We start from the raw sequence: 23297 nt of genomic DNA, 5'->3' as shown, positions 1-23297 counted from the left end.
TGGATTCCTGATCGGTGCTTGGGGTGAGGGCGGGACATCTCTCCCACTGTCTGTACGTGCTTGCCGTCAGATCCGGACTGGGTCCCTCCGCCCGACAAGCTATTCCTACGCTTGCCACGGCAGAACATACAAGCGGCCTCTGGCCGCGATGCGGCTGATGCGGGCCGCCGGCTTCGTTCAGGGCTGTATCGCGGGCAAGCCCGCTCCCACGAAACCCCGCTCCTTTCTTGGGCAGGGCGGGCCGTTGCAGGAGCGCCCCCAAGGTCGCGATGCGGCGCATGCGGGCCGCCGGCTTCGTTCAGGGGTGGAATCGCGAGCTGCGCTCGCTCCTGCGCGAGCCCGGCTCCGGTCGTGGTCACAGCGCACTGTTGTCTGCGCTCCGGTTCGGGTGTTTTTCCCGGACAGCCCGCCTCCGGATGCAAATCGCGACAAATGTGAAAAAATATTCGTACGCGTATCTAAAGTCCGGTGCCATCAAGGCCGAAAGTGCCCTTGGACCGACCGAAGTCGGCCGTTACAACAACGCAAACAATGCTTCGCCTGAGCGAAGCACAGCCTTTCGATCGGGAGCCTTGATGAAGCCGACACCCCTCGCACGCGCGCTTTCGCTGCTGTGCATTTCCGGTCTGCCCGCCACTGTCCATGCCCTGCCCGACGGGGCCACGGTCACGCACGGCAGCGCGACGGTCAACGTGAACGGCGGCACGATGACCATCACCAATACGCCGAACACCATCATCAACTGGAACGGCTTCAGCATCGACCGCAACGAACTGGTCCGCATCATCCAGAACAACGCCGATTCGTCCATTCTGAACCGGGTGACCGGTGGCAATCCTTCCGTCATCCTGGGTGCGCTGCAGTCCAACGGCAAGGTGTTCCTGATCAACCCCAACGGCATTCTGTTCGGTGCGGGCAGCCGCATCGATGTGGGCGGACTGGTCGCCAGCTCGCTGCGCATGAGCGACCGAGACTTCCTGGACGGGCGCGCGCGCTTCACCGGCGAAAAGGACAATCTGAGCAAGGTCAGCAATGCCGGCACCATCACCACGCCCACCGGTGGCCAGGTCTTCCTGATCGCGCCCAATGTCGACAACACCGGTGTCATCACCGCGCCGGACGGCCAGGTCATCCTGGCCGCCGGTCACACCGTGTCCGTCGGCACCTCCAGCCTGCCCAATGTGCTGGTCGAGGTGAGCGCCGATCGTGACGACCTGAATGTGTCCGAACTGATCGCCAGCGGTCGCCTGTTCAATATCACCAACAGCGGCAGCATCCACACCCTGTCCAACGCGCAGTTCACCTTGAAGAACGGCAAGGTGGCGCTGGAATCGGTGGCCACGGTCACCACCACCGCGTCGTCGGACATTTCCGGCAACATGGTGCGCGGCATGGCCGGCACGACCGGGCAGTACGCAGGCAGGTTCGAGGCGGGCGCGCAGGGCTTCATCGAAACGTCGGCGAAGTATCTGAAGATCGATCGCGACATCGAAATTTCCACCCAGGGCGGGCGCTGGCTGCTCGACCCGGACAATATCGAAGTCCATGCCGGTAGCGCCTCGGGTGTCGCCTCCAGCACGGTGGATGTCAATACGCTGAAGACGGCGCTGGAAAACGGCACGGACGTCGAAGTGAGCACCACCGCACTGGGCAATTCGGGCGGCAGCGAAGACGGGGACATCTTCTGGAACGCGGAACTGCAGACCAACTACAACGCCAGCGGCAAGCTCACCGTCATCGCCGACCGCGATCTGCTGGTGAATGAACTGATTTTCACCGGCAACGGCAAGATGCTGCTCACCGCCGAGCGCGATATCGTGATCGGCAGCGGTGTGTCCAGCATCGGCTCGGCCAGCGGCGACTACGATGCGATCGTGATCGACGCCGGTCGCTTCTTCCGCGCCGACAACAGCGCCTTCACCTTCTACGATTCGGTCGCCGGCCAGAGCGTCGCCAACTGGCAGGTGTATGCCCAGAACCCGGGCACGGCGGGCAACAACTTCGGTGCATTGCAAAGCAACAATGTCGCCGTCTGGGGCTGGGGCAACAACGCCGCCTGGGACGGCAACAGCGGCAGCGATGCCCGTTTCGGCAATACCGGCCTGAACAGCTTCTTCATCTTCCGCGACAACAACCAGGTCGTCGTGAACGTCGCCTCGGATTCGGTGACCGAGGGCGAGGCCTTCGTGTCCGGACAGAATACCCCCTACATCCTGAACAATCTGCAGTACGCGGCCGCCGACTATGCCGGCAGTTCGTCGTCCGATCCGAACATGCCGCCGGATCCGTACGCCCCGCCCGGCGGCGGTGGGGGCCCGGGAGGAGGTGCGCCCTGGCAGGACCAATGGCCGGATGTGTCCGGCATTACGATACGCACGCGCACTTACACCACGTCCACGCCGGCGACCGACGCGCAGTCGCCACTGAGCGGTGAACTGGAAGCCGACTTCAGCCAGGCCACGGTAAGCATCGCCGGCTACACGCTGGTGCAGGGCAGCCGCGGCGACCTGACGGTCAATGCAGCCTCGGGCAACCCCGGTGGCGGTGATCCGGGCAGTGGCTCGGGTGGTGGTGATTCCGGCGGCGGCTCAGGCGGTGGTGATTCCGGCGGCGGCAGCTCGGGCGGTGGATCGACCGATGAGCCGGCGAATACCGGCGGCAGCGGTTCCACGGCCAACGTTGGCGGCACGACTGTCAACGTGCCTCAGGAGACGGTTACCACAGCGCTCAATCAACTGACGACCATACAGGTCGCCAGTGGCGGGACATCCGCAACGGGTGGGGCAGCAGGGCTGGGCGGAGGACTCGGAGGTGGCGGGCTGGGAAGCGGTGGCTTGGGCGGCGGTCTTGGTGGAGGGCTGAGCACCACGTCAGACAGCTCTGCCGGCGCGACGACACCGACCACCGGATCCAGCGTCACCACGCCGTTGTCTTCCGGCGCTGCGCCCGTTGCGGGCATTACCGTGACGACCGCGACGACCATGCCTTCGAATGTCACGGTTGTGACCGCCGGCACGTCGATTACGCTGCCGTCCGACACGGTGACGAGCACGGTGACAGGTCTTGAATTGACCCCCGCCCCCAGCGCGGAGGGCGTGGCGGGTGGTGGCAGCGGCGACGGCCTCATCGTCGGCAGCACCGGCAGCCCGCCCCCGCCTGGTGACAGCGGCAGCGGCCTCATCATCGGCAGCACCGGCAACAACGCGATCGTCGTTAGTGGAGGCAGCGACCTCGTCCTCGGTGGTGGTGGTGGCGACCTCGTCCTCGGTGGTGGTGGCGGCGACCTCGTCTTCGGCGATAGTCGCCACGAAATTGTCACCAATCGCCCGTCGGCCAGCGATTTCGGCACAGATTTCAAGATGCCCGAGCCGGCGAAAAGCACCTATGAGGATCAGCGGGCGAATAACCCCAAGGTTGCAACGGTCCTCGATACGATAGACCGCGTAAGCCGTGGAGAGGCCACCGTTGCCGAAGTCAAAGCCACTTTCATTCCGGTTTCGGACGAGACCAGCAGCATCCTGCGTGAATATATGTTTGAGAAGATCGTGGTGACAAAAGCGTTTCTTTTCGAAACCGAACGCACCATCACAATTTTCGAATCTTCGCTCGGCAGTCTGCTGAAGAATCCGGGCGAGCTTGGAAACAAGACCCTGGGCGAGATCTATGCAAATGACAAGTCGATCACGTCGCTGCCTTCGGGCACCGCGAACATGACCCTCAATGAGGCCATCGCCGCCTACGGGACGCTGCAGAGCAAGCTGGGCGAGGCGAAAGCACAGGTGGAACAGGCCGAGACATTTTCAAGGAACTTTCAACAGAACCTGAAAACGGCGGTGGAAGAGTACGTACGGAGCCTGTAACTGCGGACCGGATAATGGCGAGGCTGGATGCTGTTGAGTCCCGGCCCGCCAGGCAGCACTTGAATAATCTTTCATGAAACGGGGATGACACGGTATGCGTCCGCGACGCCGTGTCCCACCCTTGTCACGGGAATCGATACATGTCCGCCTCATACAAGAAGAGCCTGCTTGCCGTGGCGCTGTGCGCATCGTTCGCGCAAGCGCTGTTTGCCGCCGATGCGGTGCCCGCCGCCGCCGGCAGCGCACCGGTCGATCAGGTCACGATACGCAGGATAGAGGTGCACGGCGGGTCCGGTCTGCCCGATGCCGACATCCGCGCGCTGTCCGGCCGCTACGAGAACCGCCCGGTGTCCATGGACGATCTGCGCAGCTTCGTGCAGGAACTGGATGCCCTGCTGCGCAGCCGAGGCATCGACGCATCGGTGAGCGTGCCGCCGCAGGACGACGTGAGCGAGCGCCTGGTCGTGCAGGTCACGCAGTCGCGCATCGGTGGCGTGAGCGGCCCGGAGGGTCTCAAGTCGCGGCTCACCAGCGTGGCAGGAGGCAAGGCGGTCGACGGCGCCGACATCGCGCGCAACTCGCGGCAGATCCAGGAAGACACCGGCTACATGCCGCGCATCCGCCTGGTGCCCGGCCAGGAAGGTTTCGCCGCCGAGGCATCGTCCGACGCCGGCACGCCGTATTCCTTCGGCATCAGTTTCGACAATACCGGCGACAAGCGCACCGGCCGTCCGCGCGCCACGGTGAGCGCCGGTCACAATGATCTGTGGGGGCGTCAGCACAAGCTGGATGCCTTCTACCAGACCGCGCTCGAGAATCTCGACGACGTGCGCATCTATGGTTTCAACTACCGCATCCCGTTCTACGCCAGCGGCAACTCGCTCGATTTTTCGTACAACCATTCGAAATCCAGCCAGGGCACCATCAATGGCGTGCTGAACATCGCCGGCTCGGGTGACACCTATGGCGCGACTTTCACGCACCGCTGGCTCACCCACCCGGAGGCGCTGCGCCACGACAGCTATGCCAGTTTCACGATACGCAAGGTGGGCAACGACGTGACGCTGGTCGGCAGCAACGAGAGCCTGCTGCCCGACCTGCGCACCAATACGCTGACCGTGGGGCACCGCATCGATGGGGAAGCCGGCAACAACCAGTTCGGCGCCGATCTGTCTCTGACCCACAATCTGCCCTTCGGCAGCGATTCCGATCGCGACAGCTTCGAGCGTTCGCGCACCGGCTCGGACCGTCATTACGACATCGTGCGCGCCTCCGGCCGCTTCACCCGCTCTTTCGAGCATGGCGGCGCAGTCCGTCTGCTGGCGCGTGCGCAATACACCCGCGATGCGCTGCCCTCGCACGAACAGTTCGGTATCGGTGGCCTGTCCAGCGTGCGTGGTTTCAACGAGCGCCAGGTGTCGGACGACAAGGGCTTGCTGCTGTCGCTGGAGTACTACTTCGCGGGGCTCACGCTCAACAACGTTCAGGTGACGCCGCTGCTGTTTGTCGATAGCGGCTGGACATGGCGCAACGAGGCGCTGGCCGGCGAAGACCGGCACAAGCAGCTCAGCTCGCTCGGCGCCGGCGCGCGCTGGCAACTTTCGCGCAACGCCTCGGTGTCGACCGATCTGGGCTACACATTGAATGCGCCCGACCAGTCGGCGCGCTACGAAGGCACCCTCTTCCTGCACGCATCACTCGGCATCGCCTTCTGATCCGGCGCATGCCGGCCGGCGGCTACGTTCGAAGCCGCATCGCGGGCAAGCCCGCTCCCACCAAACCCCAGCTCCGATGGCGGTTTGCGCGAGCTGTTGTAGGAGCGGCCTCTGGCCGCGATGCGGCTTATGTGGGGCCGCGGGCTTCGTTCGAGGCTGCATCGCGGGCAAGCCCGCTCCCACCAAACCCCGGCTCCGATGCCGGTTCGGGCGAGCTGTTGTGGGAGCGGCCTCTGGCCGCGATGCGGCTTATGTGGGGCCGCGGGCTTCGTTCGAAGCTGAATCGCGGGCAAGCCCGTTCCCACCAAACCCCGGCTCCGTTCGTGATCGGCGAGAGCTTACGTGGGAGCGGCCTCTGGCCGCGATGCGGGCTATGCCGGCCGCAGGCTTCGTTCGAGGCTGAATCGCGGGCAAGCCCGCTCCCACCAAACCCCGGCTCCGATGGCGGTTTGCGCGAGCTGTTGTAGGAGCGGCCTCTGGCCGCGATGCGGCTTATGTGGGGCCGCGGGCTTCGTTCGAAGCTGCATCGCGGGCAAGCCCGCTCCCACCAAACCCCGGCTCCGGTGCGGGCTCGGGCAAGCTTTTGTGGGGAAGCGGCCTCGGTAAGGTGAGTATCGCTTCACAAGTGACCGGCACGCTTGCCGGCATCGTGTTCGCCCTGGTCGGCGGCGGCGTCATCTACGGCACGATCAAGGCGCTGGCAGGCCTGCGTCCGGATCCGGAAGAAGAATACGAAGGCGCCGATCTCGCGATCCATCGCATCGGCGCTTCACCCGAGCGCGAAACCCTGTGGTGAGCGCTGGTGAGCGCACACGGTAGGACGATGCCGTCAGGCGGTCGGTTCGCACCGACAGCACGCTGACGCCGGGAGCGGGCAGAATCGCGGGGATCACAAAAGGAGATTCCCCATGACTCGCCTCAGTCCGTCGCATCCGAGCGGTATTACCGTCGCGCTCGCCACACTGCTCGTTTCGCTGATCGCGCCCTCCGCCCGCGCCGACCTGCTGCTGGCATCGCGTCAGACTCTGGTCGAACCAGGATTGCCGCTCACGCTGACCGTGGTGGCAAGCAATGGCGAAGCGCTGCCCGACGAACTGAAGGCACGCATCATCGTCGGCGCCCGAGCGGCCGACCTGCGCCTGCGCGCCGAAGGGCCCGCAAGCGGTATTCAGCGAAGTTACAGCACCACCTTTCCGCCGGACCTGGATGGTACCGGCCGCATCGAACTGACGTCGGCCGCTTCCAGCGTGCTGCTGGTCCAGCTCAAGCCCGCGCCGCTGGCAGCCGGCGCGGTCGCGGTCAAGGCGGCCGCCGACAGGCCGGTGGCCGAGGACAGCGAGCCGCAAGGCGTGGTGAACCTCGGCGCCAACCGCATCGGACTCGGCACACATGAGCCGGTCTATTTCATCGCCGGCTCACGCGGCGACACGACGGCACGCTTCCAGATTTCGTTCAAATACCGCATCTTCGATCCCGAAGGCTGGGCCACCGAACTGCCTCTCGGCCAACTGCTGACCGGCCTTCACTTCGGCTACACACAGACCTCGATCTGGGACTGGAGCGGCGATTCCAAGCCCTTCCGCGACACCACGTACAAGCCGAGCTTCTTCTACGAATTCGGTCCCTACCGGCAGATCGGTGCGCGTCACATCTTCAGCGCGCAGGCCGGCTACGAACATCAGTCCAATGGCCGCGACGGCGATGAGTCGCGTTCCATCGACACGCTGTTCGTGAAGCCATCCTGGCGCTGGGACATTGACCACAACACCCACGTCGGTGCATCGATCAAGATGTTCGACTATATCGACCGCGATCCGACCAATCGCGACATCGCGAAATACCGCGGCTACGCGCTGCTGGGCCTGGAAGTGGGCAATGACGATGGCTGGCTGCTGAAAGCGGAAAGTTACCCGGGCAGCCAGGGCTCGCTGCAGATCGACCTGTCCTACCGGCTCAAGCGCAGACTGCTCGCCGACGCCGGCGCGGGCGGCTTTCTCCACTTCCAGTACTTCAATGGGTATGGCGAGGGCCTGATCGATTACAACCGCGCGGGCCCGGCGCAGTTCCGCGTCGGTTTCTCCATCGTGCGCTGACCGGAAGCGACGGGCCTTCGTCACGCCGGCACATGCAAGAGGGCGCTAGACTGGCGCCCCCTTCCCAGCGACGGCCGGACCTCTTCAATGCATGTCGACGTGATCGTGATCGGCGCCGGCGCCGCCGGACTGATGTGCGCCGGAATCGCCGGCCAGCGTGGCCGTACCGTACTGGTGCTTGACCACTATCCGAAGCTGGCGGAAAAGATCCGCATTTCCGGCGGCGGGCGCTGCAACTTCACCAACCGCGACCTCAGGCCCGAGTGCTATCTGTCGGACAACCCCCATTTCTGCCGTTCCGCACTGTCGCGGTACACCGTGCGCGACTTCATTGCGCTGGTGGACAAGCACCGCATACCTCACCACGAAAAGACGCTGGGCCAGTTGTTCTGCGACGACAGTTCGCAACAGATCATCGACATGCTGGTGGCCGAGTGCGAAGCCGGGCGTGTTCAATGGCAGCGTCCGTCGGCGGTGGCGGGTGTGGCGCGCGAGGGCGACGGCTTCCGCGTCGAGACCGACCGGGGACCGCGTTTCGCCCGCTCGCTGGTGATCGCCAGCGGCGGCCTCACCGTGCCGAAGATAGGCGCCACGCCCTTCGGTTACCGGGTCGCGGAACAGTTCGGGCTCAAGGTGGTGCCGCCCAAGCCCGCGCTGGTGCCTCTTGCGCTGGCACCGGAATGGCTGGCGCGCTTCGGGGAACTGTCCGGCGCATCCTTCGATTCGAATGCCTCCTGCGACGGGCCGGTTTTCCGCGAACAGACCTTGCTCACCCACCGCGGCCTGTCCGGTCCGGCCATCCTCCAGGCCTCGAGCTACTGGCAACAGGCGGGCGGCCGCGAGCCGGTGCTGATCGATCTTCTGCCGGACGTCGACGACGCGGAATCATGGCTGCAGTCTTCGCGCCCGGGCGGCCAGACGCTCGCGTCGCTGCTCGCCCGGCAACTGCCGCGGCGCTTTGCCCAGCAATGGGTGGACTTCGAAGGACGGGGCACCTGGAACGCGGCACTGGTCGAACTGCCGCGCGCAACGCTGGCGGACATCGCGCGCCGCCTCAAGGGCTGGGCCGTTCAGCCCTCCGGCACGCTGGGATACAACAAGGCCGAGGTCACGCTGGGTGGGGTGGATACACGCGAACTCGACCAGAAAACCATGATGGCGCGCCGGATACCCGGCCTGTATTTCGTCGGCGAAGTGGTCGACGTCACCGGCTGGCTGGGCGGCTACAACTTCCAGTGGGCATGGTCGTCCGGCTGGTGCGCCGGACAGGCGGCCTGAGCGCGCTGTGCACGGTCAGCGGGCGAACGGGAAGAACACGGGCACCAGAAGCAGCACGGTGGCCCCATAGGCGAGTGACACAGGCAGGCCCACACGGACGAAATCCATCATCCGGTAACGCCCGGGGGAATACACCATGAGGTGCGTCTGGTAACCGAAGGGGATCAGAAACCCCGCGCTCGCGCCATACAGCACCGCCATCACGAAGGGCATGGGGTCGGCACCGAACACACGCGCCGTCGACAGCGCGATCGGAAAGGCCAGCGCCGCGGCGGCATTGTTGGTGACCAGTTCGGTCAGCAGTACCGTCATCAGGTAGATGCCGACAAAGGCACCGATCACCCCATGTCCGTCGTACAGCGAACGCAGGGCACCAGCCATGAGCTCTGCGGCGCCGCTGCCCTCAAGCACACTGGCGATGGCCAGCGACGAGCCTATCGTGAGCACGAGATCGAATGGAAAGCGCCGGCGCATTTCGCCGAGCGTAAGCAGCCCGCTCATCACCAGTGCGGCCAGCAGCAGCAGCAGACCCGAGAAAAGCGGCAACACGTCGAAACCGGACAGTGCGATGACCGCGGCGAAGCCACCCAGAGTCAACCGGCCCTGCAGCGGCGTCAGGCGGGGCCTGACCGTTCCTCCGACCAGATGGAAATTGCGATCGATATTGCGGTGATTCGCGAAGTCGGGCCCCACCGCCAGCAGCAGACTGTCGCCGACATGCAGGGGAACGCGGCCGAGCTGGCCGGTCAGTCGCTTGTCGCCACGCCGTATCCCCACCACCCCCGCATCGAACATGGTGCGGAAATCGACTTCGCGCAAGGTCTTGTTCGCCAGTTCCGACTGGCTGGAAATCACGACTTCGAGCAGATTGGAACGCAGCAGAGAATCGGCCTCGACCCCGAACACCTGCAGGCCATCGAAGCGCTGCAGGGCGGCCACCTTGTCCACCTCGCCGGTGAAGATGAGCACGTCGCCCGCTTCGATCACCTCGGTCGGTGCCACCGGCGAAATCAGGCGGCCGTCGCGCATGAGTTCGAGCAGGAAAAGCCCTTCCAGACTGCGCAGCCTGTTCTGCTCGATGCTCGCGCCGATCAGCGATGACGCCGGCTCGACCCGAGCCTCGAGAAAGTAGGCCTGCTGCAACTCGCGGTCACCCGCATCGTTGCGTGGCAGAAGACCGACGCACAGAGCCAGCACGAGCACACACACGATCGCGATGGGCACCCCCACCCACGACGGATCGAACATGCCCAGTGCAGGCATGCCGGCATTCACCATCAGGGAACTGACCACCAGATTGGTCGACGTGCCGACCAGCGTGGTCACGCCACCCACGACCGCGGCGAACGACAGCGGCAACAGCAACAGCGAGGCCGGATGGTGACGCTGCTTGGTCACCACCCCGAGCAGGGCGCCGACCACCGCGGTGTTGTTCAGGAATGCCGAAAACAGGGTCGTGACCGAAGTGAAGCGCAACAGCGCACCGCGCGTCGATCCCTGCAACAGCCGGTCGGACAGGCGCTCGAGCAGCGGGGAACGTTCGATCACCAGCGACACCAGCAGCAGCATCACCAGTGTGGCGAGAGCGGGATTGGTGTAGCTGGCGAGCCAGGTTTTCTGGTCCAGCAGGCCCGAGAAGTAGTAACAGGTGGCCAGTCCGGCGAACAGCGGAGCCGGCGGAATGCGCCCATGGACCAGCAGGGCCAGCAGCAACCCGATCGACGCAAGAACCAGCCAGGCGGTCATGACAGAAGACTCAGGCGCCCAGACCCCATGCGGCAAAGTGCGGATTGGCGAAATCCGGTTTGCCGTAGTGCAAGGGCGCACCGTCGATCTGTTCGATGCGTCCTCCGGCTGCAGCGAGTACCGCGTGTCCGGCCGCGATATCCCATTCCATGGTGCGGCCCAGGCGCGGATAGACATCGGCCTCACCAGCGGCCACCAGGCAGATCTTCAGCGAGGAACCGGCGTTGCGCAGGCTGGCAACCTTGCGACCGGCCAGATAGGCGTCGAGCGCCCCGGCGTCTCCATGTGACCGGCTGGCGACTACGGTGAGCCCTTCTGCGGGCGGAATTCGACAGCGGATCGCGCGCAGGCCGTCGGCATCATCCAGCCAGGCCCCGACCCCCACAATGCCCGAGAACAGGCGTCCCAGAGCCGGTGCCAGCACGACGCCCAGCACCGGCTGCCCCTGCTCGATCAATGCGACATTTACGGTGAATTCACCATTTCGATTGATAAACTCTTTAGTGCCATCAAGCGGATCAACCAGCCAGAACGGTGCCCCATCCGCCGGACGCTGGCCGGCTTCGGTCGATTCTTCCGACACGATGAAAACGTCCGGAGTGAGCGCTTTCAGACGGGCAACGATAAGTTCGTCGGCCTTCCTGTCCGCCATCGTGACCGGAGAATCATCTGATTTATCATGAACTTCGAAGTCCGTCGCATAGACATCCATGACGCGCTTGCCCGCGTCACGAACGATATCCAGCAGTGCCGCGTGCAGCACCTTCAATTCTGCGACATCCTTCATTTTTTCTCCCGAGCGGCCACGTCAATAGGCACTAAATAATTAATGCACACTATCTGCGCACTGAATGCTTGTACTCTACATGATGGAAGTCACCTCTGTCCGTGAAGAATGGACGCTAGAAACCTGCCCGCCGACCAGTTGAACGAACGCCGCCGCGAAGCCGTGAGGCTGCGCCTTGCCGGCATGACAGTGGCCGCTGTGTCGGCTGCCGTGCGTCTGAGCGCGCCCACGGTCATCGCTGCTCACAAGGCCTATCTGGCCGGGGGCTGGGATGCGGTGCTGCTGCGCCGGCGTGGCCGTGCGGCGGGCAGCGGACGCAAGCTCGACACCGCGATCGAGAAGCAGCTGCTGGCCACCATGTTCGAACATTCAACGGATGCGCTCGATGCGCCGCAGGCGCTGTGGAGCGACGAGTCGATCGCGCGCTGGTTCGAACGGAAGGGATTGACTGTGCCTCCGCGTCGCAGCCTGGCGCGCTACCGTGCAGGCTGGGGCCTGCATCCCGTTGTGTCCGACGAAGAGGAGGCGCGGCTGCTTGCGCTGATGAAGTCGGCCGCCCGTGACCACGCTGCGTTCTGGTGCGGCGCACAGGCGAGTGCGCCGCGCGTCGCGGGCGAAGCCGGTCACTGGTTCCTGTTCGCGCGCGGCACGCGCGGGCAGTTGTACTGGTCGGCCCTGCCCCATGCGCCGCGCACGCACGACTGGACCCACTTCTGGCAGCGCCTGGCAGCCACCGTTACGCGGCCGCTGCACCTGTTTCTCAGCGGCCTGGCGCTGACACCACGCGGTGAGCTGGATCGCTGGATGTCGGCCCGGACGCCGCCGATACGCTGGACCTCGGTGCCGATGTCGCCGGGCACGGCCGCGGTGGCCGCCGGCACGGCGTATCCACCCTCCGCCGTGACGCGCTCGACCGCGCAGCCGGCGGCCACCCCTCATCATTCCGCGATCAAAGCGAGAGCGCCCATGCAGACCACACCCGAAGCGATCGATCCCGACACCCTCACCCACCTGCAGCGGCTCGAAGCCGAAAGCATCCACATCATGCGCGAGGTGGTGGCCGAGGCGGAAAATCCGGTCATGCTGTACTCGATCGGCAAGGACAGCGCCGTCATGCTGCACCTGGCGATGAAGGCCTTCTATCCCGCAGTGCCGCCGTTTCCGCTGCTGCATGTCGATACGACGTGGAAGTTCAAGGCCATGTACCAGTTCCGCGACGAAATGGCGAAGAAACTGGGCATGGACCTGATCGTGCACATCAACCAGGACGGTGTGGCGAAGGGCATCAACCCGTTCACGCACGGCTCGGCCATCCACACCGACATCATGAAGACCGAGGCGCTCAAGCAGGCGCTGGACAAGTATGGCTTCGACGTCGCCTTCGGTGGCGCCCGCCGCGACGAGGAAAAGTCGCGCGCCAAGGAACGCGTGTTCTCGTTCCGCACCGCGCAGCACCGCTGGGACCCGAAGAACCAGCGGCCGGAGCTGTGGAACCTGTACAACGCTCGCAAGCACAAGGGCGAATCGATCCGCGCCTTCCCGATCTCGAACTGGACCGAACTGGATATCTGGCAGTACATCTACCTGCAGAACATCCCCATCGTGCCGCTCTACTTCTCGGCGCCGCGGCCGGTGGTGGAGCGCGACGGCACGCTCATCATGGTCGACGACGAGCGCATGCCGCTGCGTGCCGGCGAAGTGCCGCAAATGAAAAGCGTGCGCTTCCGCACCCTGGGCTGCTACCCGCTGACCGGCGCGGTCGAATCGACCGCCGCCACGCTGACCGACATCATCCAGGAAATGCTGCTCACGAAGACTTCGGAGCGCCAGGGTCGCGTGATCGATCACGATTCCGCCGGTTCGATGGAAAAGAAGAAACAGGAAGGGTATTTCTGATGCGCCCCCACACTCACATCCGTTCCTTGCCCCCCGAGGGGGCTCAGGCCGTCTTTGGGGCGGCCCTGCAGGAGGCCTGCTGATGGCACACGTTTCCGACCTCATCGCGCAGGACATCGGCGCCTATCTGAAGCAGCACGAGCACAAGAGCCTGCTGCGCTTCATCACCTGCGGCAGCGTGGATGACGGCAAGAGCACGCTGATCGGCCGTCTGCTGTACGAGTCGAAAATGCTGTTCGAGGACCAGCTGGCCGCGCTCGAAGCGGACTCGAAGAAGGTGGGTACCCAGGGCGGTGACCTCGACTTCGCGCTGCTGGTCGACGGTCTGGCCGCCGAACGCGAACAGGGCATCACCATCGACGTCGCCTACCGCTTCTTCTCGACCGACCGGCGCAAGTTCATCGTCGCCGACACGCCGGGTCACGAGCAATACACGCGCAATATGGTGACCGGCGCCTCGACTGCCGATCTGGCCATCATCCTGGTCGACGCGCGCCACGGCGTGCAGACGCAGACCCGCCGCCACAGCTTCCTGGTGTCGCTGATCGGCATCAAGCGCGTGGTCGTCGCCATCAACAAGATGGATCTGGTCGGCTATTCGGAGACCACCTTCCGCCGCATCCTCGACGACTACCGCGCCTTCGCCGCGCAACTGGGGCTGGAGGACATCGTAGCGATACCGATGTCGGCACTGAAGGGCGACAACATCACGTCACAGAGCGAGCAGATGGGCTGGTATCACGGCCCGACGCTGATGGGCTATCTGGAAACGGTCGAGGTTGACCAGAAGCGCCGGCTCAAGAGCCCCTTCCGCATGCCGGTGCAGTGGGTGAATCGTCCCAACCTCGACTTCCGCGGCTTCGCCGGCACCCTGGCCAGCGGCACGATAGAACCCGGTGCAGCGATACGCGTGCAGCCGTCCGGCCGCACCAGCACGGTCAAGCGCATCGTCACCGCGGACGGCGATCTGTCGCGCGCCATCGCCGGTCAGTCGGTCACGCTGGTGCTCGACGACGAAGTCGACATTTCGCGTGGCGACGTGATTTCCGCGAAGGACGCCCCGGCCGAGGTGGCCGACCAGTTCGAAGCCACACTGGTATGGATGCAGGATGAACCCATGATGCCCGGGCGCGCCTATCTGCTCAAGATAGGCACGCGCACGGTGACCGCGACGGTTACCGACATCAAGCACAAGGTGAACGTGAATACGCTGGAACATCTGGCAGCCAAACAGCTCGCGCTGAACGAGATTGCGCTGGTCAAGCTGAGCATGGACCGGCCGATCGCCTTCGACCCCTATGAATCGGTGCGCGAAACCGGCGGCTTCATCCTGATCGACCGCATCAGCAATGCCACGATAGGCGCAGGCATGCTGCGTTTCGCGCTGCGTCGCTCGCACAACATCCACATGCAGCACGTCGACGTGAACAAGGTCGCACGCGGCACGATGAAGGGCCAGAAACCCTGCGTGCTGTGGTTCACCGGTCTGTCGGGTGCGGGCAAATCCACGCTGGCCAACCAGATCGAGAAGCGGCTCACCGCGATGGGCCGCCACACTTACCTGCTGGATGGGGACAACGTGCGGCACGGCCTGAACAAGGATCTCGGCTTTACCGAAGCCGACCGCGTGGAAAACATCCGGCGCGTGGCCGAGGTGGCCAGGCTCATGGTGGACGCCGGCCTCATCGTGCTCACCGCCTTCATCTCCCCCTTCCGCTCGGAACGCCGCATGGCGCGCGGCCTGCTCGAAGAAGGCGAATTCATCGAAATTTTCGTCGACACGCCGATGACTGTTGCCGAGGAGCGCGATCCCAAAGGGCTGTACAAGAAGGCACGGCGCGGAGAGATCAAGAACTTCACCGGCATCGATTCACCCTACGAAGCGCCGGAACGCGCCGAAATCCGGGTCGATACGAGCGGACTCGATATCGACCGATGCTGCGATCGCATCATGGAGCGTCTGCGCGAACTGGGCATATTGATCGAAAGCTGAGTCCCGGGGAGCCCGCCCCCCGGCCGCGCCGACCGCGACTTCTCTAGTGGCGGCGGCGCGCGTCTTCGGAAGAGGCCCTCATCAGCGCATCGATGGCACGGATCACCCGCTGCCGGACTCTTTCCAGGTCGGGCAACAGCGCACGCGCCTGCGCGTGCAACTGTTGCCCGCACAGATCGACGATGCGGCTGCCGACGAGGTGCAGTTCGCGATGCGCGGAATCCAGTGCATGGAAAGCTGAAAACTCGCCATAGCGCCGTTCGCCGTCGACATGGAACCAGCGGCCGAAACGACAGTGCTCCGGGTCACGCAGTTCGGCATCGTTGAGGTTCATGACATAGCCGTGCGCCGTGGCGGTCACGGCATCCACCCAGCGACCCAGGTCACGTGCCGCGGTAAACAGCGGGCGTTCTTCCATGTTCCAGGGCACGTCGCGCCAGTCGGCCCAGCGCGGATCGGGACGCCAGTCACGATACCAGGACAGCAGGCGACCGGCCGGCAAGGGCGCAGAAATGCCGTAACCCTGGATCTGCGTGCACCCGAGGCGCAGCAGCAGCAGCAGCCCATGTTCGTCGGATTCCACCCCTTCCGCCACCGGTTCCCTGTGCAAGGCGCGCGCAAGCGCAGTCACCGCCTGTACCACCTCGAAGTCGTCTTCGTCGTCCAGCATGTCGAGCACGAAGGACTTGTCGATCTTCACGACATCCACCGGCAATCTGCGCAGATAGCCGAGCGAGGCGTAACCCACGCCGAAGTCGTCGATGGCGACGCGCACGCCCAGGCGACGGATATCGGATACCACGGTCGCCGCGCGCTCGATATCGTCCAGCGCAACCGACTCGACGACCTCGATCTCGAGCACTTCGCGCGGCAACTGGGGCTGCTCGGCAAGGAGCTCGGCAAGACGCGGAATGAAACCGGGCGAAAGCAGGTGCGGGGCGGACAGATTCACCGACACACCGAAGGACTCGCCCTGCTCGTGCCAGGCCGCAAGCTGGGCCAGCGCAGTGCGGATGACCCATTCGCCCAGTCGATGGATTTCGTGATCGTTGTCGATCAGCGGCAGGAAAGCGTCGGGCAACAGCAGGCCTTCTTCCGGATGCTGCCAGCGGACCAGCGCCTCCGCTCCCACCATGCGGCCCTCGCGCATGTCCACGCGAGGCTGGTAATACAGCACCATTTCGCCGCGCCGTATCGCTTCGCCGATGCGTTCGCGCCGCCGCTGCTTCTCGACCGAGGCCTGGCTGTCGGCGAAATCGAAAAGACGGTAGCAATGCCCGCCCGCCTGCTTGGCGGCATACATGGCCTGATCGGCATGCCTGAGCAGAGCGTCGGCATTGCTGTCGTTGAGCGGATAGAGCGTGACGCCTATGCTGGCCTGCGTGCGTACCACCTCGCCGGCGATGGTGACCGGTTCGGCCAGCGCCACCAGCATGCGTTCCAGACAGGCGTCCATTTCGCTCACATCCTGCAGCGAGCCCAGAAGCAACACGAATTCATCGCCCCCCAGGCGCGCCACGGTGTCGTCGATGCGCACCGCCGTCGCCAGTCTGTGGGCAACCGCCTGCAGCAGTTCGTCGCCCGCATCGTGACCCAGGCGATCGTTCACCGGCTTGAACGCGTCCAGATCGAGAACACACACCGCGAGCAACCTTTCCTGCCGGCGCGCCCGCGCCATCGCCTGCATCAACCGGTCCTCGAGCAGAAGACGATTGGCCAGTCCGGTCAGCGGATCGTGCGTGGCCTGCCAGCGCAGGCGCTCCTGCATCCGGTAGCGTTCGGTCGCATCGCGGAAGACCACCACCGCGCCACAGACATCTCCGCGCGAATCCCTTATCGGTGCGGCCGAGTCCTCGACGATGCATTCGCGACCGCTGCGCGACACCAGCAAGGTTTCGCCATCCAGTGGCGTCAACACATGCTGGCGCAGCGCTTCGACGGCCGGATCGGGTCGCGGTTTGCGGGTCGCCGCATCGACCAGTTGCAGCACTTCGCCCAGCGGCCGCCCGGCCGCCGCCTCGTTGCTCCAGCCGGTGAGCTGCTCGGCCACCGGGTTGAGGAAATCGATGCAGCCCTTGTCGTCCGTTGAAATGACCGCATCGCCGATGGACAGCAAGGTCACGCGCAGCCTCTCGCGCTGCGCGGCCAGAGTGTTCTCCAGACGGACGCGCGAGGACATGTCGCGGAAGGTCCATACCACCCCGAGCAGGCGGTGGCCGGCACGCATGGGCAGGAAATCGCGCTCGATCACCCGGCCATCGCGCAATTCCACCGCTTCTCCGATCACCGCCTCGCCGCGCGCCACCACCTGTTCCAGACGCTGCAGCATCGCCTCCCCGTCGGCAACCAGGGAACGGCACGCCTGCCACACTTCGGCGCGCGACTTGCCAAGCAGTTCGCCCGGCGTGTCCGCCATCGGAAACAGCTCGCAGAAGGCCTGGTTGGCCACCGCCACGCGCCCTTCGGCGTCTTCCATCAATACGCCGGTGTACATCTGCTCGAGCAGGCTGTACAGCCTGGATCGCTCGAGAGCGCGGCCCGCCTCGGCGTCCTTCAGCGCGGTCACATCGGTATGCGTACCGCTCATCCGTATCGCCCGCCCGGTCGCGTCACGCACTGCCGACCCGCGTGTCAGGATCCAGCGCAGACCGCCGTCGCGATGACGCATGCGGACGATGATTTCGAAAGCAGGCGCGCGCCCCTCCAGATAATTGTTGATCAGATCGAGCAACAACGGCAGATCGTCCTCAAGCACCCGGTCGAGGAATACCGCAGGCTGGTCGCCGAGTTCGTCCTCCTTGTAGCCGAGCATGGACTTCCAGCGCGCCGAGTAGAACACGTGATTGGTGACAAGATCCCAATCCCAGATGCCATCGTTGGCCCCCTTCACCGCGAGCTCGAGTCGCTCCTGCGTCAAGCGCAGCATCTGTTCCTTGGCAACCAGCGCATCGAGTGTTTCGTTGATGCCACTCAGCAGCGCACCCAGTTCGTCACGCCGCGCATGTTCCAGTCTCTGCGTGAGATCGCCCCCACGTACGCCCGCAAACAGCCTGCTGGCGCGGCGCAGATCGGACGTCAATCCGCGGGCGATCAACAGTGCCGCGAGGCCTCCGGTCACCGCCGCCACCAGCACATACGACAGCGCCTGCACCAGTACCAGCCGCAGCGCGTCATGCTCGGCATCGTGGTTGCGTGCCACACGCGCCCAACCGACGACGCGATCACCGTAGCGGACCGGCGCCAGCGCATCGCTCAGTTCGTCGGTCTGTTGTATCAGTCTCGGCTCGCCGACCGGGCCCTTCAGCACCTCGCGGCTCAGCGCATCGTCCAGCACCAGGCCCACCTTGCCTTCGTCCGTATGCGCCAGCACCCGCCCGGAACGATCCAGGTACATCGCATATTCGATGCCCTGCACGCCCTTGACCGTATGCAGCAGATCCTGCAGGCCTGCCAGATCGCGCGACACGACCCAGTCGCGGCCGCTGCGTGCGAGCAATCCGGCTTCGGACAGCAGCGCCTGACGCGTCTGTCCGGTCAGGGCGAGATACTCGCGCCTGACCTGATCGCTGACAAACAGCAGGATCAGGAAGGCGTGCAACAACGCGATCGCGACCGTGAGCCGCCTGCGCAGCGAGCCGGCCATCCACTGCGATAACCGTTCCCGACCCTTCATTGCGGCAAAGGACCGATCACTCGCGAGTAGCGCTCGAGCATGCGCTCCACCGGCGCGTACCGGGCATCGTCCGCCGGTTCGAACCCGCGGATTTCAGCGGCCGACAGGAGCTTCCTGCCCGCTTCACCCTCACTCATTCCATACAGCGCCATGGCGACGCGATCGACAAGCCCCGGATCAATATCGGAGCGGGCGATCAGGCCGTTGTTGGGGAGAGTGTCCGTGCGCCACGCCACTTCGAGTTGCGCAGCCAGCGCGGGATGACTGCGTCTGAATGCACGCCAGGGCGGCGGCCAGGTGGCTCCGGCATCGACCATGCCGGTCGCCACGTTCATGATGCTCGACTCCTGCGACCCCACTTCGCGCACATCCAGTTCGCGCGCGATATCCATGCCATGGTCGTGCAGGTAGAGCAAGGGCAGCATGCAGGCCGCCACCGCGGTGCGCGATGGACAGCTGAAACGGCGATTGCGCAGATCGGTCGGCTCACGCAGGGCGCTGCCCTTGCGGCGCAGGATGAGACCATGAAAATCGCTGTCGTCGGCGACCTTGCCGAAGATGCGGTAGGCGGGACGCGCTTGCACGGTCTGGTAGGGATTGGGTAGCGCGATATCGAAAACCCCTTCGCGCAGCTTGCGTTCGTAGTCGGCGTAATCGCGGGAAGTCACGAGATGCAGGCGTATGTCCGGCAACGTCCGGTTAACTTCATCAATGATAGGCCCGTACAGTGCGAGCAGCCGTGCCGGATTGTGCAATGGATGGATGCCGAAGGACAGATCCCGCACCACCTGATCGGGCGGCGCAGGCGCGTAGGCCGGCAAGACGGGCGGCGCCGGGCGATCGCATCCGGCCAGCGCAAGGAGAGAGCAAAAAAGAATCAGGCGCAGCAGTCCGCCGACTCGGTCCGGGACCGTTCCAGGCTGACGCCAACGCGCGCCGCCGGCCTCAGGCCGCGCGGCGGTACCAGCAGAAGCCATAAGCGGGATTCACTCTGTCAGGCATTCCATGCATATGGCGAGAAGTGTATCCGCAGCGACCGCTTCGCTGACAAGTACGACATCCATGCGACGCGCACTCATTGCCTGGATCAGGGCAGAGCAAATTCCATTTGCTTCCGGGCGACTATTCCCGTATAAGCACCCTTGTAGGTGATTTCAAGCATGAACGTGTTGTGCGTCGGTTCTCGATTTTCAAGTCAGTACTCCGCTTGCCATATTCTCCCCTTGAGGTTTCCCTGCGCTACGGTCACTGCATGTCGCAGTGACTTGTTCACACTCTAGTTCTGAAGGAATTCAAACATGGCAACTGGTACCGTCAAGTGGTTCAACGACGCAAAGGGTTTCGGCTTCATTTCCCCGGATGATGGCGGCGAAGACCTGTTCGCGCACTTCTCCGCAATCCAGGGCAACGGCTTCCGTTCGCTGCAGGAAAACCAGAAGGTATCCTTCGAAGTGACGCGCGGCCCCAAGGGTCTGCAGGCTTCGGAAATCAAGCCGCTCTGATCCGTCAGATCGCTTGAAGCCGCCATCCATCGCGGCGGCGGCACAAAGAAAAAAGCGCACCATTTGGTGCGCTTTTTTTTTCCCGCGCCAGGCGCGGCCATGCCCGTCACGCGCCCGCCCGTCCGAGGCAGGGCGCGCGCAAGGTTGTCAGGCCTGCTTCTCCTTGCTGTGCGCAGCGAATTTCAGCCAGGTATCAACCACCGTATCCGGATTCAGCGATACGCTCTGTATGCCTTCGTCCATCAGCCACAGCGCGAAATCCGCGTGATCCGACGGGCCCTGGCCGCAGATGCCGACATACTTGCCCAGCCTGTTCGCGGTGCGGATCGCCATGGACAGCAACTGCTTCACCGCGGGATCACGCTCGTCGAACGCTCCGGCAACCAGACCGGAATCGCGGTCCAGGCCCAGCGTGAGCTGGGTCAGGTCATTGGAACCGATCGAGAATCCGTCGAAGTGCTCGAGGAACTGTTCGGCCAGCAGCGCGTTGGACGGAATCTCGCACATCATGATGAGCTTGAGGCCGTTCTCGCCACGCTTCAGGCCGTGCGCCGCCAGCAGCTTCACCACTTCCGCCGCTTCACCGGTATTGCGCACGAAGGGCACCATCAGCTCGACATTGGTCAGACCCAGCTCTTCGCGTACGCGACGCATGGCGCGACATTCCAGCTCGAAGCAGTCGCGGAAGCTGTGCGCGATATAGCGCGACGCGCCGCGGAATCCCAGCATGGGGTTTTCTTCATCCGGCTCGTAGATGTCGCCACCGAGCAATTTCTTGTACTCGTTTGACTTGAAATCCGACAGGCGGACGATGACAGGCTTGGGCCAGAAAGCGGCGGCGATGGTGGCCACGCCCTCGACCAGCTTGTCCACGAAGAAAGCCTCGGGGTTCGCGTAGCCACGCGCACGACGGCGGATTTCCTCGCGCAGGCGGGCCGGCGCCTGGTCGATCTCGAGTATCGCCTTGGGGTGGATGCCTATGGTGTTGTTGATGACGAATTCCAGCCGGGCCAGACCGACGCCGGCATTCGGCAACTGGCAGAAATCGAAAGCCAGCTCGGGATTCCCCACATTCATCATCACCTTGAGCGGCAGTTCCGGCAGGTTGGACAGATCGGACGTCACCACTTCGTAGTCCAGACGGCCGCGATAGATATTGCCGGTATCGCCCTCCGCGCAGCTCACCGTCACCTCTTCGCCCTCGCTCAGCGTTTCGGTCGCGTCGCCACAACCCACGATGGCCGGAATGCCCAGCTCGCGCGCGATGATGGCGGCATGGCAGGTGCGACCGCCACGGTTGGTCACGATGGCTGCCGCCTTCTTCATGACCGGCTCCCAGTTCGGATCGGTCATGTCGGTCACCAGCACGTCGCCGGCCTGCACCTTGTCCATCTGCGAGGCATCGTCGACGATGCGCACCGGTCCGGCGCCGATCTTCTGGCCGATGGCCCGGCCGCTGGCCAGCACCTTGCCGTACTGCTTGAGGCGGAATTTCTGCTGCGTCATGCCGGATTCGTGCGATTTCACGGTTTCCGGACGGGCCTGCAGGATGTAGAGCTGGCCGTCGACGCCATCAAGTCCCCATTCGATGTCCATCGGACGGCCGTAATGCGCCTCGATGGTCATCGCGTAGCGAGCCAGTTCGAGTACCTGCTCATCGCTCAGCGAAAAGCGCTGGCGATCGGCATCCGCCACGTCCACCGTCTGCACGCTGCGGCCGGCAGCGGCGGTGGCGGCGAATTCCATCTTGATCATCTTGCTGCCGAGATTGCGGCGGATGACCGCCGGACGGCCTTGGGCCAGCATGGGCTTGTGCACGTAGAATTCGTCCGGATTCACTGCGCCCTGCACCACGGTTTCACCCAGCCCGTAGCTGGAGGTGACGAACACCACATCGCGGAAACCCGATTCGGTGTCCAGCGTGAACATGACGCCGGCAGCGCCCTTGTCCGAACGCACCATGCGCTGCACGCCGGCGGACAGTGCAACGCCCGCGTGCATGAAGCCCTTGTGCGCGCGATAGCTGATCGCGCGGTCGTTGTACAGCGACGCGAACACCTCACGGATCGCGTGCAGCACGTTATCGATGCCGGAAATGTTCAGGAAGGTTTCCTGCTGGCCGGCGAAGGAAGCATCCGGAAGATCCTCGGCGGTGGCGGAACTGCGCACCGCGAACGAACCGTTGCCTGCGGCATCGAGCGCAGCGTAGGCGGAACGGATATCGGCTTCGAGGGCAGCCGGAAATGGCGTGTCCATCATCCACTGACGGATCTGCGCACCGGTGCGAGCCAGCGCATTGACGTCATCGACATTCAGCGCATCGAGCGCGGCATGGATGCGACCCGCCAGATCGTCCTGCGCCAGAAATTCGCGGAAGGCGTGTGCCGTGGTGGCGAAACCGCCAGGAACACGAACGGATTTCGGGAGCTGGCTGATCATTTCGCCCAGCGACGCATTCTTGCCACCGACGCTTTCCACGTCGGTCATGCGCAGCTGTTCGAAAGGGATGACGTAGCGAGACATGGGTATCCTCTCTGGAACATGGAGCGGCTGCTTGTTGCGGCAGCCGGACTGGCCATCGCACCGGGTAGGTGCGTGGAAGGCGGCATTCTAGTTAAAGTCGCTGCTGCGCTGCAAAATGTTTTTGGCACAACGTGATGTTTTTTTTGGCATGTTGCTGACTGCACTGCGGTGTCGCCCCGCCGGACACGGGCCGCGACCGATGCAGCGAAATCCGCTTCGGGTCAGAATGCG

General features: G+C 64.3%; 13 protein-coding genes. 8 read left to right on the top strand and 5 right to left on the bottom strand.

What is annotated here, in order from left to right; all coding sequences use genetic code 11:
• Positions 1–575 precede the first annotated feature (575 nt).
• The 5 genes from A3Q7_RS20885 (at position 576) to A3Q7_RS0103095 (ending at position 8946) form a co-directional block, all read left to right on the top strand.
• Positions 576–3860 carry a two-partner secretion domain-containing protein gene (locus A3Q7_RS20885; protein WP_051079104.1) on the top strand — a complete coding sequence of 1095 codons (3285 nt, stop codon included), beginning with the start codon at positions 576–578 and terminating at the stop codon, positions 3858–3860.
• A gap of 140 nt (positions 3861–4000) precedes the next feature.
• Positions 4001–5575, top strand: coding sequence for a ShlB/FhaC/HecB family hemolysin secretion/activation protein (locus A3Q7_RS0103110; RefSeq protein ID WP_018410390.1), 1575 nt, complete (start codon positions 4001–4003; stop codon positions 5573–5575).
• A gap of 607 nt (positions 5576–6182) precedes the next feature.
• Positions 6183–6371 (top strand): ammonium transporter, encoded by a 189-nt coding sequence (locus A3Q7_RS0103105; RefSeq protein ID WP_198289153.1) that lies wholly within the window; start codon positions 6183–6185, stop codon positions 6369–6371.
• Positions 6372–6483: 112 nt separating this feature from the next.
• Positions 6484–7668 carry a phospholipase A gene (locus tag A3Q7_RS0103100; RefSeq protein ID WP_018410388.1) on the top strand — a complete coding sequence of 395 codons (1185 nt, stop codon included), beginning with the start codon at positions 6484–6486 and terminating at the stop codon, positions 7666–7668.
• Positions 7669–7755: 87 nt separating this feature from the next.
• Complete coding sequence (locus A3Q7_RS0103095) at positions 7756–8946, top strand: BaiN/RdsA family NAD(P)/FAD-dependent oxidoreductase (RefSeq protein ID WP_018410387.1); 1191 nt, start codon at positions 7756–7758, stop codon at positions 8944–8946.
• A 15-nt stretch (positions 8947–8961) separates the two neighbouring features.
• Here A3Q7_RS0103095 and A3Q7_RS0103090 read toward each other — a convergent pair whose 3' ends face one another.
• Together A3Q7_RS0103090 and cysQ are read right to left on the bottom strand one after the other, a co-directional pair.
• Positions 8962–10692: an SLC13 family permease gene (locus A3Q7_RS0103090; RefSeq protein WP_018410386.1), complete on the bottom strand. Its 1731-nt coding sequence runs from the start codon at positions 10690–10692 to the stop codon at positions 8962–8964.
• A gap of 10 nt (positions 10693–10702) precedes the next feature.
• Positions 10703–11455 (bottom strand): 3'(2'),5'-bisphosphate nucleotidase CysQ, encoded by a 753-nt coding sequence (gene cysQ / locus A3Q7_RS0103085; protein WP_232418043.1) that lies wholly within the window; start codon positions 11453–11455, stop codon positions 10703–10705.
• Positions 11456–12445: 990 nt separating this feature from the next.
• Between cysQ and cysD the strand changes: the two genes are divergently transcribed.
• Positions 12446–13375, top strand: coding sequence for a sulfate adenylyltransferase subunit CysD (gene cysD / locus A3Q7_RS0103080; protein WP_040570783.1), 930 nt, complete (start codon positions 12446–12448; stop codon positions 13373–13375).
• Between the two features lie 82 nt (positions 13376–13457).
• Positions 13458–15368: a sulfate adenylyltransferase subunit CysN gene (gene cysN, locus A3Q7_RS0103070; protein ID WP_018410383.1), complete on the top strand. Its 1911-nt coding sequence runs from the start codon at positions 13458–13460 to the stop codon at positions 15366–15368.
• 43 nt (positions 15369–15411) lie between these two features.
• On the opposite strand, the gene A3Q7_RS0103065 is transcribed toward cysN, so the two are convergent.
• Positions 15412–19011, bottom strand: a complete 3600-nt coding sequence (locus A3Q7_RS0103065; protein WP_018410382.1) for an EAL domain-containing protein — start codon at positions 19009–19011, stop codon at positions 15412–15414.
• Positions 19012–19037: 26 nt separating this feature from the next.
• Positions 19038–20018: a phosphate/phosphite/phosphonate ABC transporter substrate-binding protein gene (locus A3Q7_RS0103060; RefSeq protein ID WP_077231298.1), complete on the bottom strand. Its 981-nt coding sequence runs from the start codon at positions 20016–20018 to the stop codon at positions 19038–19040.
• 321 nt (positions 20019–20339) lie between these two features.
• Between A3Q7_RS0103060 and A3Q7_RS0103050 the strand changes: the two genes are divergently transcribed.
• Positions 20340–20543, top strand: a complete 204-nt coding sequence (locus tag A3Q7_RS0103050; protein WP_008058826.1) for a cold-shock protein — start codon at positions 20340–20342, stop codon at positions 20541–20543.
• A gap of 147 nt (positions 20544–20690) precedes the next feature.
• On the opposite strand, the gene ppsA is transcribed toward A3Q7_RS0103050, so the two are convergent.
• The gene (ppsA, locus tag A3Q7_RS0103045; RefSeq protein ID WP_018410380.1) at positions 20691–23066 is read right to left on the bottom strand and encodes a phosphoenolpyruvate synthase; all 2376 of its coding nucleotides are present in this window, start codon (positions 23064–23066) and stop codon (positions 20691–20693) included.
• Positions 23067–23297 lie beyond the last annotated feature (231 nt).

Source organism: Methyloversatilis thermotolerans (assembly GCF_000372885.1).
In the GTDB taxonomy this organism is placed as follows: Bacteria; Pseudomonadota; Gammaproteobacteria; order Burkholderiales; family Rhodocyclaceae; genus Methyloversatilis; species Methyloversatilis thermotolerans.
Note: the sequence above shows the minus strand (reverse complement) of the source record. Positions and strands in the feature narration are given on the sequence as shown.

Bases quoted from the DNA above. Each gene is read 5' to 3' on its own strand.
- A3Q7_RS20885 (WP_051079104.1), top strand. From the start codon at position 576: ATGAAGCCGACACCCCTCGCACGCGCGCTTTCGCTGCTGTGCATTTCC.
- A3Q7_RS0103110 (WP_018410390.1), top strand. From the start codon at position 4,001: ATGTCCGCCTCATACAAGAAGAGCCTGCTTGCCGTGGCGCTGTGCGCA.
- A3Q7_RS0103100 (WP_018410388.1), top strand. From the start codon at position 6,484: ATGACTCGCCTCAGTCCGTCGCATCCGAGCGGTATTACCGTCGCGCTC.
- A3Q7_RS0103095 (WP_018410387.1), top strand. From the start codon at position 7,756: ATGCATGTCGACGTGATCGTGATCGGCGCCGGCGCCGCCGGACTGATG.
- A3Q7_RS0103090 (WP_018410386.1), bottom strand. From the start codon at position 10,692: ATGACCGCCTGGCTGGTTCTTGCGTCGATCGGGTTGCTGCTGGCCCTG.
- cysD (WP_040570783.1), top strand. From the start codon at position 12,446: ATGCAGACCACACCCGAAGCGATCGATCCCGACACCCTCACCCACCTG.
- cysN (WP_018410383.1), top strand. From the start codon at position 13,458: ATGGCACACGTTTCCGACCTCATCGCGCAGGACATCGGCGCCTATCTG.
- A3Q7_RS0103065 (WP_018410382.1), bottom strand. From the start codon at position 19,011: ATGGCCGGCTCGCTGCGCAGGCGGCTCACGGTCGCGATCGCGTTGTTG.
- A3Q7_RS0103060 (WP_077231298.1), bottom strand. From the start codon at position 20,018: ATGGCTTCTGCTGGTACCGCCGCGCGGCCTGAGGCCGGCGGCGCGCGT.
- A3Q7_RS0103050 (WP_008058826.1), top strand. From the start codon at position 20,340: ATGGCAACTGGTACCGTCAAGTGGTTCAACGACGCAAAGGGTTTCGGC.
- ppsA (WP_018410380.1), bottom strand. From the start codon at position 23,066: ATGTCTCGCTACGTCATCCCTTTCGAACAGCTGCGCATGACCGACGTG.